Origin of the sequence: Nocardiopsis kunsanensis DSM 44524, assembly GCF_000340965.1 — a bacterium.
Lineage (GTDB): Bacteria > Actinomycetota > Actinomycetes > Streptosporangiales > Streptosporangiaceae > Nocardiopsis > Nocardiopsis kunsanensis.
Genome location: NZ_ANAY01000001.1, coordinates 26,661 through 41,009, shown reverse-complemented (window position 1 = coordinate 41,009; position 14,349 = coordinate 26,661). Strand labels below are relative to the sequence as shown.

Here is a 14,349-nt window from a genome sequence, read left to right as displayed (position 1 = left end):
GGAGAAGTCGGTACTTCTCATTCCGGCGATACCCGTCGAAAGAGAATTGAACCCAAGCACGGGGGAGCCTTACGGGTGATTCTCTTTCTTGATGCATTCTTGGCCGCCCGTTGACCGTTCTCAGGGGCGCGGGAGGGAAGGGTGAGAAGTGCGGATACGCGTCGTTTTCGGTGTGCCCTGGAAAAGCGGCGGCGGTGGCCCCGGCCGGTACCGGCCGGGGCCACCGCCGCCGAAGTCCGTTCAGGAGCTGGAGGGCTCGCCCCGGAGACCCTCCCCGGCCTCGCGCTGCAGGCCCCATCCGCTGATACCGCGCCAGGCCAGGCGTGCCACCAGCTCCTCGGCGGCCTCCTTCGGCACGGTGCCGTGGTTGTTGAGCCAGTACCGGGCGCTGGTCTCGGCCATGCCGACCAGCCCGATGCTCAACAGGTGCGCCTCCTCGTCGGAGATACTGGTGTCCTGGCGGATCACCTCGCCGATGAGCTCGGCGCAGCGCTGCATGGTCTGCTCGCTCTTCTCCCGGACCGCAGGCAGGTTGCGCAGGTCGGACTCGAAGACCAGACGGAAGGCCTCACCGTCGCCCGCGACGAAGTCGAAGTAGGCCTGGAAGCTCGCAGCGACGCGCTGGGCGTTGTCCTCGGTCCCTTCCAGGGCCTCGCGCTGCTTCTCGACCAGGGACTCGGAGTGTTCCTCCAACAGCGCCAGGTAGAGCTCCAGCTTCCCTGGGAAGTGCTGGTACAGCACTGGTTTGCTGACCCCGGCGCGGTCGGCGATCTCGTCCATGGCCGCGGCGTGGTATCCGCGGGCGACGAAGATCTCCTGAGCCGCGGCCAGGAGCTGGCGGCGGCGCCTGACCCGGGGCAAGCGGGTGCCCCGGGAACGGGCGTCTGAAGGAGCTGTCACACCCACACCCTCCGAACTCGGCATGGCAGATGCAGGACGTCACCGAACATCTGCTTGGCTGGTCCTGTACACCGCGCCGTGTCTCGGTGACGCGCCGCACAGTTTCCTCTCATCCTACTCCGGCGTAGGTTCCCCGCGTGTGGTCGCCCGGGTGCGGGCGGGCGGAGGAAGTGGCCGGGACCGGCCCCTACAGGAGCGATGCGCGCCGGAACGGGCGGTGTGCTCCGGTCCGCAGCTGAGGGCGAGTTCACACACGCACCCGTCTCAGCGGTACTCCTCCTCCCCCTCGTCGTCGCCGACCTCCATGGCCTGATCGACGACGTCGCCTTCCGAGCCCTCGGCGAAGGGGAGTTCGGCAGCGCGTTCCACCCAGTCCTCCCGATCGGCCTCCTCGGCGGCGTCTGCGTACTGCTCGGCGGAGTCGGCCTCGGGGACGGCTTCGGCGGGGTCCACCTCGTCCGGCTCCTGGCGCTGGTCGTCGGTCGCGTCGTGGGTGCTCACGAGTCCTCCCTACTGTCGCGGGCCTCGCGGACACTACTCTTCCCGTCCTCCGCAGGGGACAACACCCCGGAATGAAGCCGGGGGGACGATGGTTGTCGAGGAGCGGGACGGGCCGCAGCGCAGCTGTGTGATCCAGGCCTCCGCGGGCTGGGAATGGAATACCCCACCCGATAGGTTGGGTATAAGTGCAAGCACGCTTAGCGCCCCGCCCCTTCGCCCGGTGGTCCTCCCGGATGCGGGCGGTGTGAAGCAACCAACAGACTTTGAGGAGTCACCGTGTCGCTGCCGCCGCTGGTCGAACCAGCCGACGAGCTGACCGTGGACGAGGTGCGCCGCTACTCGCGCCACCTCATCATCCCCGAGGTGGGGATGGACGGGCAGAAGCGCCTCAAGAACGCCAAGGTCCTGGTCGTCGGTGCGGGCGGCCTGGGCTCCCCGGCGCTGCTCTACCTCGCGGCCGCGGGTGTGGGCACGCTCGGCATCATCGACTTCGACGTCGTGGACGAGTCCAACCTCCAGCGCCAGGTCATCCACGGCCAGAGCGACGTGGACCGTCCCAAGGCCGAGTCGGCGCGGGACAGCATCAAGGACGTCAACCCCAACGTCGAGGTCGTCCTCCACCAGGACCGTCTGGAGTCGGACAACGCCCTGGAGATCTTCCGCGGATACGACCTGGTGCTGGACGGGACCGACAACTTCGCGACCCGCTACCTGGTCAACGACGCGTGCGTCATCCTGAACATCCCCTACGTCTGGGGCTCGATCTTCCGCTTCGACGGCCAGGTCAGCGTGTTCTGGAACGAGCACGGTCCCCAGTACCGCGACCTCTACCCCGAGCCGCCGCCGCCCGGCATGGTCCCTTCCTGCGCCGAAGGCGGTGTCCTCGGTGTGCTCTGCGCCTCCGTCGGCTCGGTCATGGTCAACGAGGCCGTCAAGCTCATCACCGGCATCGGTGAGCCGCTGGTCGGCCGGCTGCTGATCTTCGACGCCCTGGAGATGACCTGGCGCGAGGTCAAGGTCCGCAAGGACCCCGACACCGAGCCGGTCACCGAGCTCATCGACTACGAGGCCTTCTGCGGTGTGGTCTCGGACGAGGCCACCGAGGCGGCGGCCGATTCCACCATCACGGCACCCGAGCTCAAGGAGCTCCTCGACAACAAGCCGGACGAGATCTACCTCGTGGACGTGCGCGAGCCCCACGAGTACGACATCGTCAACATTCCCGGCGCCACACTCATCCCCAAGGGCGACTTCCTCAGCGGGAAGGCACTCGAGCAGCTCCCGCAGGACAAGCGCCTGGTCCTGCACTGCAAGTCCGGTGGCCGTTCGGCAGAGGCCCTGGCGGCGGTCAAGTCCGCCGGCTTCGCCGACGCCGTGCACGTCGGCGGCGGTGTCCTGGCCTGGGCCAACCAGGTCGACACGAGCCTGCCGACCTACTGAGGGGCTGCTGAGGGGCCCGCGCGAGACCGTCTCCGGCGATGCGCGGGCCGTATCGGTACCCTCCGGCGCGGCAACCACGTGCAGCGGCGCCCGGACCCCGGTCCGGGCGCCGTCGTACGTCGTGTGAAATGCGGCGAATGGGTACGAACCCTTCCAAGGCCACCAGGCCGACCGGCGGTGGCCCGCTGCTGGGAGGTGGCGCGATGAGAAGAGGACGTTGGGACAACTGGGTGGCGATCGCAGCAGGGCTCGCCCTCGCACTGAGCTGGACCTGGCACTACGTGCTGGGATTTCCCGGCGGGCTCATGATGGTGCTGGGCCTCATCACGATCATGGCCTCCACCATCTCCATCACCCGCCCGGGGGCGGTCTCGAGCGAGGCCGCCGTGACCGGGGCGGGTGTTCTGGCCTTCCTTCTGCCGTGGCTGCTGTCCTTCACCGGATCGACGGCCGCGGCGGCGAGCGCTTGGGGGCTGGGTGCTTTCATCGCGGTCCTCGGGGTGATCGGGCTCATCGCGGCCCGCGCCAACCGCAAGCGCAACCCCGAACTGGCCTGGTCCAACCACATGCCCGAAACGGCCTGAGGGCCCCGGCAGCACGGGATGGCCGGGGACACCGCCCCGGCGGGGGTTCCGAGAGCCGCACACCAGGGGGCCGCTCCTTCCGGGGCGGCCCTTCTCCACGGCTCCGTGAGCTGGTCGGGCCGCCCCGGAACCGCCCCGAACGCTCAGCGCCCGTCTAAGGTGGGACCCGTGGTCGACCCCGAACCCGACGAATACAGCCAGGACGTTCTCGACCTGGTGGAACGTATCCCCTCCGGACGCGTGATGAGCTACGGAGACATCGCCGAGTACCTCGAACGCGGCGGTCCCCGCCAGGTCGGCGCAGTCATGGCCGGCTGGGGCGGCGCCGTGCCCTGGTGGCGAGTGGTGCGCGCCGACGGCCGGCCGCCCTCCTGCCACGAGGCACGTGCGCTCTCTCACTACGCGTCGGAGGCCACACCCATGCGCCCGCGCAGCGATCGCGTCGACATGCGCAGAGCGCGGTGGGAGGGGCCTCAGGGCCTCTGAGCGGGGACGGGGACACACCGTTCGGGCCGGGCGATGGCAAAGACGGTCTTTACCCTTTGATGAACTGGTGGAGTGAACACGTCCTCCTACCGTCTCGTCCGGCGCTCCCACCAGGTGCAGCCGCCACCTGTGCTGGACCAGAACCAGAGCCGGGTGGTCGAACACAAGGGCGGGCCCCTCCTGGTGCTGGCCGGCCCCGGAACCGGCAAGACGACCACCATCGTCGAGTCCGTCGTCGACCGCATCGACCAACGCGGTGTCGACCCCTCCCGTGTGCTGGTCCTGACCTTCGGGCGCAAGGCCGCCCAGGAACTGCGTGAGCGCATCACCGGCCGGTTGCGCCGGACCACACGCGAACCCTTGGCCATGACCTTCCACAGCTACGCTTACGCGCTCATCCGGCGCGAGTTCCAACGCATGGGCGACCTGCCGCCCCGGCTGCTGTCCGGACCGGAACAGCTCATGGAGGTACGCGAACTACTGCGCGGCGAACGCGAGGACGGCGCCGACGGCTGGCCCGAGCGCCTGCGACCGGCCCTCGACACCCGGGGCTTCGCCGAGGAACTGCGCGACTTCCTCATGCGCGCCCAGGAACGCGGGCTCCACCCGGAGTCCCTGGACCGGCTCGGCCGGGAACGCGACCGCGACGACTGGTGTTCGGCCGCCGGGTTCCTGGACCGCTACACGGGCCGCTTCGACATCGCTCCCGTGCCCACCCTCAACTATGCCGAGCTCGTTCGGGTGGCCGCCGACATGCTGTCCGACCCCGAGATCCGCGAACGCGAACGCAACGCCTACGAGGCCGTGTTCGTCGACGAGTACCAGGACACCGACCCGGCCCAGGAACAGATGCTGCGTGCCCTGGCCGGAAACGGACGCGACCTGGTGGCCGTGGGCGATCCCGACCAGTCCATCTACGGCTTCCGCGGCGCCGAGGTCCGCGGGATCCTCGAGTTCCCGCAGCGGTTCCCGACCGCACACGGGGAGGACGCCGGTGTCGTGGCCCTGCGCACCTGCCGCCGCAGCGGGGCCGGCATGCTCGCGGTGTCCCGGTCGGTGGCCCGCCGCCTGCCCGCCGTGTCCGGGGGCACACCCGGGCAGATCAACGAACACCGCGACCTCGTCCCCGGCGGCGACACCGGCGACGGTACCGTCAAGCTCCTGCAGGCCGACAACGCCGCCCAGGAAGCCGCCGTCATCGCCGACACCCTGCGCCGCGCCCACCTGGTGGACGGGGTGCCGTGGTCGCACATGGCGGTGCTCGTACGCTCGTCGGTCCGCCAGACCCCGGTACTACGTCGTGCTCTGACCGCTGCGTCCGTGCCCGTCGCCGTCGGTGCGGACGACCTCCCGGTGGCCGATGAACCGCTCGTGCGGCCCCTGCTGTCCTTGATCCGCTACGGGCTCGCGCCCGCCGAACTCGACGACACGGCCGCGCGCGAACTCCTCACCAGCCCCTTCGGGGAGGCCGACACCGTGGGGCTGCGGCGGCTCCTGCGCGCCCTGCGCCGCCTCGACCTGGACCGCTCCCGGGCAGAGGGGACGCAGGAGGGCCACCGTCCCACCGCACGCCTGCTCGTGGACGCCATGCTCGACCCCAGCGACCTCACCCCGATCGACCCGGAGGTGGCCGCGCCCGCCACACGGGTGGCCGGAGCCCTGGCCACGGTGCGTGAGCTCGCCGCCGAAGGGGCCGACGCCGAACAGGTGCTGTGGCGGCTCTGGCGCGACAGCGGCCTCGCCGACCGGCTCCTGCGCGCCAGCCTGGCCGGCGGGCGCCGGGGCGCTTCCGCCGACCGTGACCTGGACGCCGTCGTCGCGCTCTTCGAGAGCGCCGCCCGCTACTGCGACCGTCTTCCGCCCGGATCACCCGAGGGGTTCCTGGAGGACCTGGAGGCCCAGGAGATCCCCGGGGACAGCCTCGCCGAGCGCGCCCCCGAGGGCGAGGCGGTGCGTATCCTCACCGCCCACCGTTCCAAGGGCCTGGAGTGGGATCTGGTCGTGGTCGCCGGTGTCCAGGAAGGCGACTGGCCCGACCTGCGCCTGCGCGGATCCCTGCTGGGCGTGGAGGAGCTCGTCGACGCCGACGTGCACTCGGCCGACACCTCGGGAGCGGCTCTGGCCTCGAAACTCCTGGTCGAGGAACGCCGCCTGTTCTACGTCGCCCTGACCCGGGCCCGCCACACCCTGGTCGTCACCACGGTCGGAGGGGAGGACAGCGACCAGCGGCCTTCCAGGTTCCTCCACGAGATGGGCGTGGGCGATCCCGAACCGGTCAGCACCGGTATGCGCTGGCTCTCCCTGCCCGCGCTCGTGGCCGACCTGCGCTCGGTGGTCACCGACCCCGGCGCCCCCGGGCCCCTGCGCGAGGGCGCTGCCACCCACCTGGCCCGTCTCGCCGAGGAGGGGGTGCGCGGAGCCGACCCCTCCGAGTGGTACGCGCTGGTGCCCTTCAGCGACGACCGGCCCCTGGCAGGGGAGGAGGAGACCATCCGCGTCTCACCCTCCCAGGTGGAGAGCTTCACCAACTGCCAACTGCGCTGGCTGCTGGAACGGGCCGCCGGGGCCTCCTCCGGCGACTCCGCGTCCGCGTTGGGCACCGTCGTGCACGCCGTCGCCGTGCTCGTGGCCCAGGGCAGCACCGTGGACGAGGTCGGACGCCGCATGGACGAGATCTGGGCCGACCTCGACTTCGGCGGCCCCTGGCAGGCCGACAAGCAGCGTGAACGCGCCGACACCATGGTCCGCAAACTCCTCGACTGGGAGGCGGAGAACCCGCGCGAGCTCGTCGTCACCGAGCAGGGGTTCCGTGTCGAGGTCGGCGGCGTCGAGATCACCGGCCGTGTGGACCGGCTCGAACGCGACACCGAAGGCCGCGCCGTGGTCGTGGACCTCAAGACCGGTGGGGCCAAGGCCGACGAGCTGGGACGCCACCCCCAGCTCGGCGTCTACCAGATGGCCGTCCTGCGGGGCGCCTTCGAACGCCTCGGCCTGACCGAACCCGGCGGGGCCTCCCTCGTACAACTCGGTGAGAAGATCAAGAAGGCCAGGGAGCAGGCCCAACCACCCCTGTCGCAGGACCCCGATCCCCAGTGGGCCGAGACCCTCGTGCACGAGGTCGCTTCCGGTATGGGTGGGTCCCGCTTCACCGCCACCCTCAACCAGGGGTGCAGGTCGTGCGCCGTGCGCGCCTGCTGCCCGGTCCAGGACGAAGGACGCCATGTCTGAACCCGATCTCCCCCATCCCCCTCGTTTCACCCCCGCCGAACTCGCCCGCCTCCTGGGGCAGCCCGAGCCCACCGCGGAACAGTCCGAGGTCGTGGCGGCCCCGCTGGAACCGGGGGTGGTCGTGGCCGGCGCCGGCTCCGGCAAGAGCGAGACCATGGCCTCGCGCGTGGTCTGGCTGGTGGCCAACGGGTACGTGCGGCCCGAGCACGTCCTGGGCCTGACCTTCACCCGTAAGGCCACCGCGGAACTGGCCGAACGGGTGCGCAAACGCCTCGAGCAGCTCCGAGCCACCGAGCAGCTGCCCGAAGAACTCCTGGACGGCGAACCCAGCGTCTCGACCTACAACGCCTACGCCGGACGCATCGTCTCCGACCACGCCCTGCGCGAGGCCGTCGAACCCACCTCCCGGTTGCTCAGCGAGGGGCAGGCCTGGCAGTTGGCCTCCCGCATCGTCGGTGAGTACGACGGACCCATGGACCACATCACGGTCGGGGCCGACACCGTCACCCGCCGGATGCTGGAGCTCTCCGGCCAGATCTCCGACCACCTCACCGGAACCGAGCAGGTACGCGGGATCGGCCGGTGGCTGCGCGCCGAGACGGAGAACCTGTCGAAGAAACCCCCGGTGGCCACCCGCAACCTGCTCTCGGCCCAGCAGCGCCGAGAACAGCTCCTTCCCCTGGTGGAACGCTACGAGCACGCCAAACGCGCCCGCGAGGCCATGGACTTCGGCGACCAGATGGCCCTCGCCGCACGCATCGCCCAGAACCACCCCGAGGTCGGCCTCATCGAACGCGGCCGGTTCCGGGTCGTGCTCCTGGACGAGTACCAGGACACCAGCCACGCCCAGCTCGTACTGTTGCGTGCCCTGTTCGGGGAAGGCCATCCCGTCACCGCCGTCGGCGACCCCTGCCAGTCCATCTACGGATGGCGAGGCGCCGTGGCCGCCAACCTCACCAACTTCCCGCAGGACTTCCCCGCCGGCCCCGGACGGTCCGCACCCGTGCGCCGCCTGGCCACGAGTTTCCGCAACGGCGAACGGGTCCTCCGCGTCGCCGAACGCATCTCCGAACCCCTGCGTGCCCAGGCCACCGAGGTTCCCGTGCTCCATCCCGGACCCGCCCGGCGCGGACGCGGACACACCCGCACGGGCCTCTTCTCCGGCCAGGTCGAGGAAGCGAAGTGGATCGCCGACAGCCTCGACGCCTATCTGAGAGCCGGACCACGCCGAGCAGGCGGGGTGCACCTGGCCCCCGACGGTCTGCCCTGGCCCGAGGGGGAGACCGGGTCGGGACCGGACGGACGCATCGGCCCCGGCGACATCGCCGTGCTGTGCCGCAAGCGTTCCCAGTTCCCCGTCCTGCGCGAGGCCCTGGAGGAGCTCGGGATCCCCGTCGAGGTCGTGGGACTGGGCGGGCTCATGCTCGTGCCCGAGGTCCGCGACATCATCGCGACCCTGCGTGTGGTCCACGACGCCTCCGCCGGCAACGAACTCGCCCGCCTGCTCACCGGACCGCGCTGGCGCATCGGCCCCGGCGACCTGGCCGCGTTGGGACGGCGCGCCGCCGACCTGGCCCGGAGCACCCGCCGCGACCTCACCACCGACGGCCCCGAGGACGACGGCGGTGAGGAGGACCTGCTGCGCCGTACCGTCCTGGACCTGACCTCCGAGAGCGGCAGCCTCGTCGACGCCGTCGACGACCCCGGCCCGGCGGAGCACTACTCCGAGACCGCGTACACGCGCATCACCCGTCTGGCCGAGGAACTGCGCTATCTGCGCAAACAGCTCGGCCAGCCGCTGCCCGACCTGGTCACCGAGGTCGAGCGGGTCCTGGGACTGGACATCGAGGTCGGTGCCCGCAGCGGCCGCGATCCCCTCTCCGCCCGCGCCGACCTCGACGCCTTCGTCGACCACGCCGTGCGGTTCGTCGGTAACAGCGACACCCCCACCCTCGGGAGTTTCCTCAGCTACCTCAACGCCGCCGCCGAGAAGGAGAGCGGCCTGGCGCCCGGCGAGCGCGTCGGCGGCAGCGACACCGTCAAACTCATGACCATGCACGCCGCCAAGGGCCTGCAGTGGCCGGTCGTGGTCGTGCCCGGTATGAGCGAGGGCTCGGGCGCCCCGCTGTTCCCCACCAAACTCAAGACCGGCGACATGTGGATCCAGGGCGAACACCTGCTGCCCTACCGGCTGCGGGGCGACCGCCTGAACCTGCCCGAGCTGTTGGCGGTGGACAAGAAGGGCATCGACGACTTCAAGGAGGCCGAACAGGAACGCCACCGTCTGGAGGAACGCCGCCTGGCCTACGTGGCCGTCACCCGGGCCTCCTTCGCCCTGCTGTGCACCGGCCACTGGTGGGGGCGCGACGCAGCCAGCGAACGCGGCCCCTCGCAGTTCCTGGAAGAGGTCCGCGACGCCTGCGCGGCAGGGGCCGGAACGGTGGAGCAGTGGGAACCGCGCCCCGACCCCTCCGACAGGGCCCCGGACGGCGACGAGGAGGAGTCCGCCGTCTGGCCGCCCGAGGACGAGTTGCCCGGGGCTGCTACCGCCGTGCCCGAGGAAGGTCCGCGCACCAGGCGGGAGGAGATCCTGGAGGGGGCCGCCATGGTCGAGCACGCCCGGGCGCGCATGCTCGCCGGCGAAGAGGACCCCGATGACCGTCCCGCGCCGCCGGCCGGGCTGCGCAACCGCCTCGGCGGGTGGGAACGCGACACCGAGCTCCTGCTCGCCCACCGCCACCAGGAGAGGACCGGGGCCCGGACGGGCCCGGTCCAGGTCGAACTGCCCGACCACCTGTCGGTCTCGTCCATGGTGTGGCTGGCCCGCGACCCCGCCGCCCTGGCACGGCAGATCCGCCGCCCGCTGCCCCGCCCTCCCGCGCCGCACACCCGGCGCGGTACCGCCTTCCACACATGGCTGGAGGAGCGGTTCGGCCAAGGCGCGACCCTGCTCGACGAACTGCCCGGCGCAGCGGACGAGACCGCCGGGGAGGACGAGGACCTGGCCGAACTCAAGCGCGCCTTCGAGGAGAGCGAGTGGGGCCCGCGCGTGCCCGTGGAGGTCGAGGTGCCCTTCGAGACCGTCATCGGGGACCGCCTGATCAGGGGACGGATGGACGCCGTTTTCCACGACCCGGGGACCGGCCGGTGGGACGTGGTCGACTGGAAGACCGGAAGCCCGCCCTCGAACAAGGGCGAGCGCCGTGCGGTGAGTGTGCAGCTGGCCGCCTACCGGCTCGCCTGGGCCGACCTGCAGGGAGTGGACCCGGCCGAGGTACGGGCCGCGTTCCACTACGTGCGGGCCAACGAGACCGTGCGCCCGGCCGACCTGCTCGACCGGGAAGGGTTGGCCGCGCTCATCGGGACCGTGCCCGAGCCCCGGTAGCCACGTGGCCGGAGGGGATGCTCCTATGGTGGAGCGCGCATTCGTCCCCGAAGTCCCCCCGACCCCTGCTGGGTGAAGATTCAGAAGTTATGAAGGATCTGAAGAAGAATGTCCGGAGGTGGAGAACTTCCACCCTCGTGGTGGTCACGGCGGTGCTGTTGGTCGCCACTCTCACCCTGGGACGGTCGTTGCTTGTTTTCTCCGGTACGGGAGATACGTGGGCGACCCTCATGCCGGCGGCGGTCTGGTGGTGTCCCTGGCTGTCACGCTTCTTCTGAGCCACGAGGTCATCGTGCGATTCATGGGGCGGAGCAGGTGATTTCAGGGTTTCCGCGGAGCGCGGACCGGCCTCGCAGCCACTGATGATCCGCGTCGCCCATGCTCCCCGGGAACGCCCGGCCCCGCCGGAGCATCCGGCCGGTTCCGGCCCTGGGGCCGTGACCGGAGGGGAGACGCAGGTCTGCTGCGCTCCGGTGGCCCGCCCCTTGTGTGCACGGGTGGTGGATTCCGGGCCGAAGGTGCGGCCGGGTGCGAGGCGTCCTAGTGTCATACCGGACAACGACGTCGACAGAAGGACGGACGGATGGACGCGCGCGCCTACATCGAGGCACACCGGGAGGAATTCCTCTCCTCGCTGGACGAGTGGCTGAGGATCCCCTCGATCTCCGCCGAACCCGAACACCACGAGGACGTACGCGCCTCCGCGGACTGGCTCGCCGACCACCTGCGCGCCACCGGCTTCCCCACCGTCGAGGTGTGGCAGACCCCCGGCCTCCCCTCGGTCTTCGCCGAATGGCCCGCCGCCGACCCCGACGCACCGACCGTCCTGGTATACGGCCACCACGACGTCCAGCCCGTCGACCCCGTCGAGGCCTGGGAGACCGAACCCTTCACCCCGACCCTGCGCGGCACCTCCCTGTACGCCCGGGGCGCCTCCGACGACAAGGGCCAGGTGCTCTTCCACGCCCTGGGTGTGCGGGCCGCCCTGGTCGCCTCCGGGGCCGACGCCCCTCCGGTGACGATCAAGATGCTCATCGAGGGCGAGGAGGAGTCCGGGTCGGTGCACTTCCCCGACCTCATGCGCGAGCGCCGCGACCGCCTGGACTGCGACACCGCCGTCATCTCCGACACCACCATGTGGTCGGCCGACGTGCCGTCCATGTGCGTGGGCATGCGCGGGGTCACCGACGTGCAGATCGACCTGCACGGACCCGACCGCGACCTGCACAGCGGCTCCTTCGGCGGCGCCGTGCCCAACCCCCTCCAGGCCATGTCCGACCTCCTGTCGGCCCTGCACGACGACGACAACCACATCACCGTCCCCGGTTTCTACGACGGTGTCGTCGAGGCCACCGACGAGGAGCGCGAACTCATCGCCCGCCTGCCCTTCGACGAGAAGGAGTGGCTGAGCACCGCCGCCTCCGCCGCGACCTGGGGTGAGAAGGGCTACAGCACGCTGGAGCGCGTCTGGTTGCGCCCCACCGCCGAGATCAACGGCATGTGGGGAGGCCACATCGGTGAGGGCCGCAAGACCATCGTCCCCGCCTCCGCGCACGCCAAGGTCAGCTTCCGTCTCGTGCCCGGCCAGGACCCCGTGAAGGTCCAGCAGGGTGTGCAGGAGTTCGTGGAGGCGCACACCCCGGCCGGGCTGCGCGCCGGGACCGACTTCAGCGGACCCGGTACCCGCGCCTGCGCCTCCGACCTGTCCTCGCCCATCCTGAAGGCCGCACGCTCGGCCATGGAACAGGCCTTCGGCAAGGAGGTCCTGTTCACCCGCGAGGGCGGCAGCGGCCCAGAGGCCGACATCGCCGAGATCCTCGACGCACCGCTCGTCTTCGTCGCCGTCGGCCTCGACGAGGACCGGATCCACGCGCCCAACGAGAAGGTCGAGGTGCCGCTGCTGCTCAAGGGTGCCGAGAGCGCCGCCCACCTGTGGCGCGAGCTCGCCGAGCGCTCCTGACCCCGTGTGCCCCCGCACACCCTCCGGTCCGGGCATGCGCGGGGGCACGGCACTGTTGGCACCAGGAGGGTGCATCGTCCGCACCCCGAGACCGTCCAGGGAAAAGGAGCCATGGAAACCGACGCGACCCCATTGCTGGCCCGAGCCACCATCGACACCGCCACCCACCACAGGGTCGACCGCGAGTGGCTCGACAAGGCGTGGTTCGACCCCTCCACCCGCGTCCTGGTCCTGGACGGTGGTCCGCCCGGAAGCCGCGGCTGGAGCACACCCTCCCCGCGCCGTTCGCGCTCCCTCGTCACCACCGGAGCGCCCCGGCACCTGGTTCTGACCTCGCCCGAGCACGCCCCCGAGGGTGAGCGCTACTTCCTCGGTGTCGACGACGGCATCGCCCACTTCGCGGTGCGCAGCACCGGTCCCCTCACCGAACCCGAAGGCACCGCCGCCGCCACCCTCGGCGAGATCGGCGCGCTCCTCGGCGACCGCGACACCGGGCTCCTCACGCGGGCCGTCGCCCTGGCCAACTGGAACGCCACCCACCGTTTCTGTCCCCGCTGCGGTGGACCCACCCGGCTGGCGAACGCCGGACACATGCGCGTGTGCGAACGCGACGGCGACGAGCAGTACCCGCGTACCGATCCCGCCGTCATCATGCTCGTACACCGCGAGAAGGAGGGCCGCGAGGAGGTTCTGCTCGGTAACAATCCCCGGTGGGAGGCGGAACGCTACTCCGTCCTCGCCGGTTTCGTCGACGCGGGCGAGTCACTGGAGCAGGCCGTGGCGCGCGAGGTCGCCGAGGAAGCGGGCGTGGTCGTGGACACGCCCCGCTACCTGTCCTCCCAGCCCTGGCCGTTCCCACGCAGCCTCATGATGGGCTACACGGCCCTCGCCGTCGGGGAGACCGAACGTACCGACGACGAGATCGGTGACCTGCACTGGTTCACGCGCGGTGAGCTCACCGACGCCGTGCAGGAAGGACGGGTGCGCCTGCCCGGGCCGGTCTCCATCGCACACACCCTCATCGAGCACTGGTACGGCGGTGAGCTCCCCGGCGGTTGGTGAGGGGCGTTCTCTTTGGGCCTTCGGGCTTCTTTCGGGCTTCGGTCGGCTTCGGCCACCCGTCACCAGCCGCCAGCGCGTGACGGGCGCATGGGCCGCTGATGGATTCGGGCCCGGAGCTCGTTGATGTGCTTGGGGGAGTGGGGTTTCTTGTTGTGCCGGGGGTGGGTGTTCGTCGGGGTCGGGATTTTAGCCCGGCCGGGCTGAGCTCGATGCTCCGACGAACACCACCCACCCGTCACCAGTCCACGGCCCAACCCACAACCTCCGTGGTCGGTGCAGCTAGGGGGAGACGCCGAGTTCGTCGGGGAGTACGGTCAGGGGACTGTTGCTGCTCTCCACCACGTCCCGGGCCAGGTCGGCGACCTTGCGCCCGCGGGAGCGCGCCGACGAGCGCAGCCGCTCGAACGCCTCCCGGGTCGGCATCGTGTGCCGCTCGGCGAGCACACCGATGGCCTGCTCGACCACCACACGTGAGTGCAGCGCGTGCTCCAGCTGGGAGATCGTGTGTCGCAGGCGCTCCACCTCGGTCGCGTTCTCGGGGGCGCGTCCGGGGGCCTGCGCACGCGGCCGTGGGTTGCCCGCCTCGCTGTTGAGCAGGTCCGCCAGCACCATCGCACTGATCAGGTCCGGCACCTCCGGACCGCCCTCGACCCGCCATCCGGTCGGGGTGCGCCGCACCACGTCGGTGTCCACCGGGTGGGCGCCGCCTATGTCGTGAGGCCTCATCTCGTTGCCCAACTCCACAACTCCCCGTCTTCGTCGGAGCCGTCCGTGGACGGCTCTTGTCATCGCCGGCCGGGGGT

At 70.9% G+C, this 14,349-nt stretch carries 10 protein-coding genes; 7 read left to right on the top strand and 3 right to left on the bottom strand.

Features of this window, described 5'->3' with window-relative positions; translation table 11 throughout:
- Window positions 1–240: 240 nt before the first annotated feature.
- Complete coding sequence (locus tag D456_RS0100210) at window positions 241–900, bottom strand: TetR/AcrR family transcriptional regulator (RefSeq protein ID WP_026115432.1); 660 nt, start codon at window positions 898–900, stop codon at window positions 241–243.
- Window positions 901–1,164: 264 nt separating this feature from the next.
- Window positions 1,165–1,401 (bottom strand): hypothetical protein, encoded by a 237-nt coding sequence (locus D456_RS0100205; protein ID WP_017574130.1) that lies wholly within the window; start codon window positions 1,399–1,401, stop codon window positions 1,165–1,167.
- Window positions 1,402–1,677: 276 nt separating this feature from the next.
- Between D456_RS0100205 and moeZ the strand changes: the two genes are divergently transcribed.
- The 7 genes from moeZ (at window position 1,678) to nudC (ending at window position 13,546) form a co-directional block, all read left to right on the top strand.
- The gene (gene moeZ / locus D456_RS0100200) at window positions 1,678–2,841 is read left to right on the top strand and encodes an adenylyltransferase/sulfurtransferase MoeZ (protein ID WP_017574129.1); all 1,164 of its coding nucleotides are present in this window, start codon (window positions 1,678–1,680) and stop codon (window positions 2,839–2,841) included.
- A gap of 203 nt (window positions 2,842–3,044) precedes the next feature.
- Window positions 3,045–3,425, top strand: coding sequence for a hypothetical protein (locus tag D456_RS0100195; protein WP_026115431.1), 381 nt, complete (start codon window positions 3,045–3,047; stop codon window positions 3,423–3,425).
- A 168-nt stretch (window positions 3,426–3,593) separates the two neighbouring features.
- Window positions 3,594–3,911 carry an MGMT family protein gene (locus D456_RS0100190; RefSeq protein ID WP_040698442.1) on the top strand — a complete coding sequence of 106 codons (318 nt, stop codon included), beginning with the start codon at window positions 3,594–3,596 and terminating at the stop codon, window positions 3,909–3,911.
- Between the two features lie 72 nt (window positions 3,912–3,983).
- A complete protein-coding gene (locus D456_RS0100185) occupies window positions 3,984–7,139 on the top strand; it encodes an ATP-dependent helicase (RefSeq protein ID WP_017574126.1) in 3,156 nt (1,051 codons plus the stop codon).
- Window positions 7,132–10,524: an ATP-dependent helicase gene (locus D456_RS0100180; RefSeq protein WP_017574125.1), complete on the top strand. Its 3,393-nt coding sequence runs from the start codon at window positions 7,132–7,134 to the stop codon at window positions 10,522–10,524. The genes D456_RS0100185 and D456_RS0100180 overlap by 8 nt, the downstream gene beginning before the upstream one ends.
- 583 nt (window positions 10,525–11,107) lie before the next feature.
- Window positions 11,108–12,484, top strand: a complete 1,377-nt coding sequence (locus D456_RS0100170) for a dipeptidase (protein ID WP_017574123.1) — start codon at window positions 11,108–11,110, stop codon at window positions 12,482–12,484.
- A 111-nt stretch (window positions 12,485–12,595) separates the two neighbouring features.
- Window positions 12,596–13,546 carry an NAD(+) diphosphatase gene (gene nudC / locus D456_RS0100165; protein ID WP_017574122.1) on the top strand — a complete coding sequence of 317 codons (951 nt, stop codon included), beginning with the start codon at window positions 12,596–12,598 and terminating at the stop codon, window positions 13,544–13,546.
- Window positions 13,547–13,825: 279 nt separating this feature from the next.
- On the opposite strand, the gene D456_RS0100160 is transcribed toward nudC, so the two are convergent.
- Entirely contained in the window at window positions 13,826–14,272 is a 447-nt protein-coding gene (locus D456_RS0100160) for an ANTAR domain-containing protein (RefSeq protein ID WP_026115430.1), read from the bottom strand.
- Window positions 14,273–14,349 lie beyond the last annotated feature (77 nt).

Coding starts and splice junctions, on each gene's coding strand:
- D456_RS0100195 (WP_026115431.1), top strand. CDS start 3,045: ATGAGAAGAGGACGTTGGGACAACTGGGTGGCGATCGCAGCAGGGCTC.
- D456_RS0100180 (WP_017574125.1), top strand. CDS start 7,132: ATGTCTGAACCCGATCTCCCCCATCCCCCTCGTTTCACCCCCGCCGAA.
- D456_RS0100170 (WP_017574123.1), top strand. CDS start 11,108: ATGGACGCGCGCGCCTACATCGAGGCACACCGGGAGGAATTCCTCTCC.
- nudC (WP_017574122.1), top strand. CDS start 12,596: ATGGAAACCGACGCGACCCCATTGCTGGCCCGAGCCACCATCGACACC.
- D456_RS0100160 (WP_026115430.1), bottom strand. CDS start 14,272: ATGAGGCCTCACGACATAGGCGGCGCCCACCCGGTGGACACCGACGTG.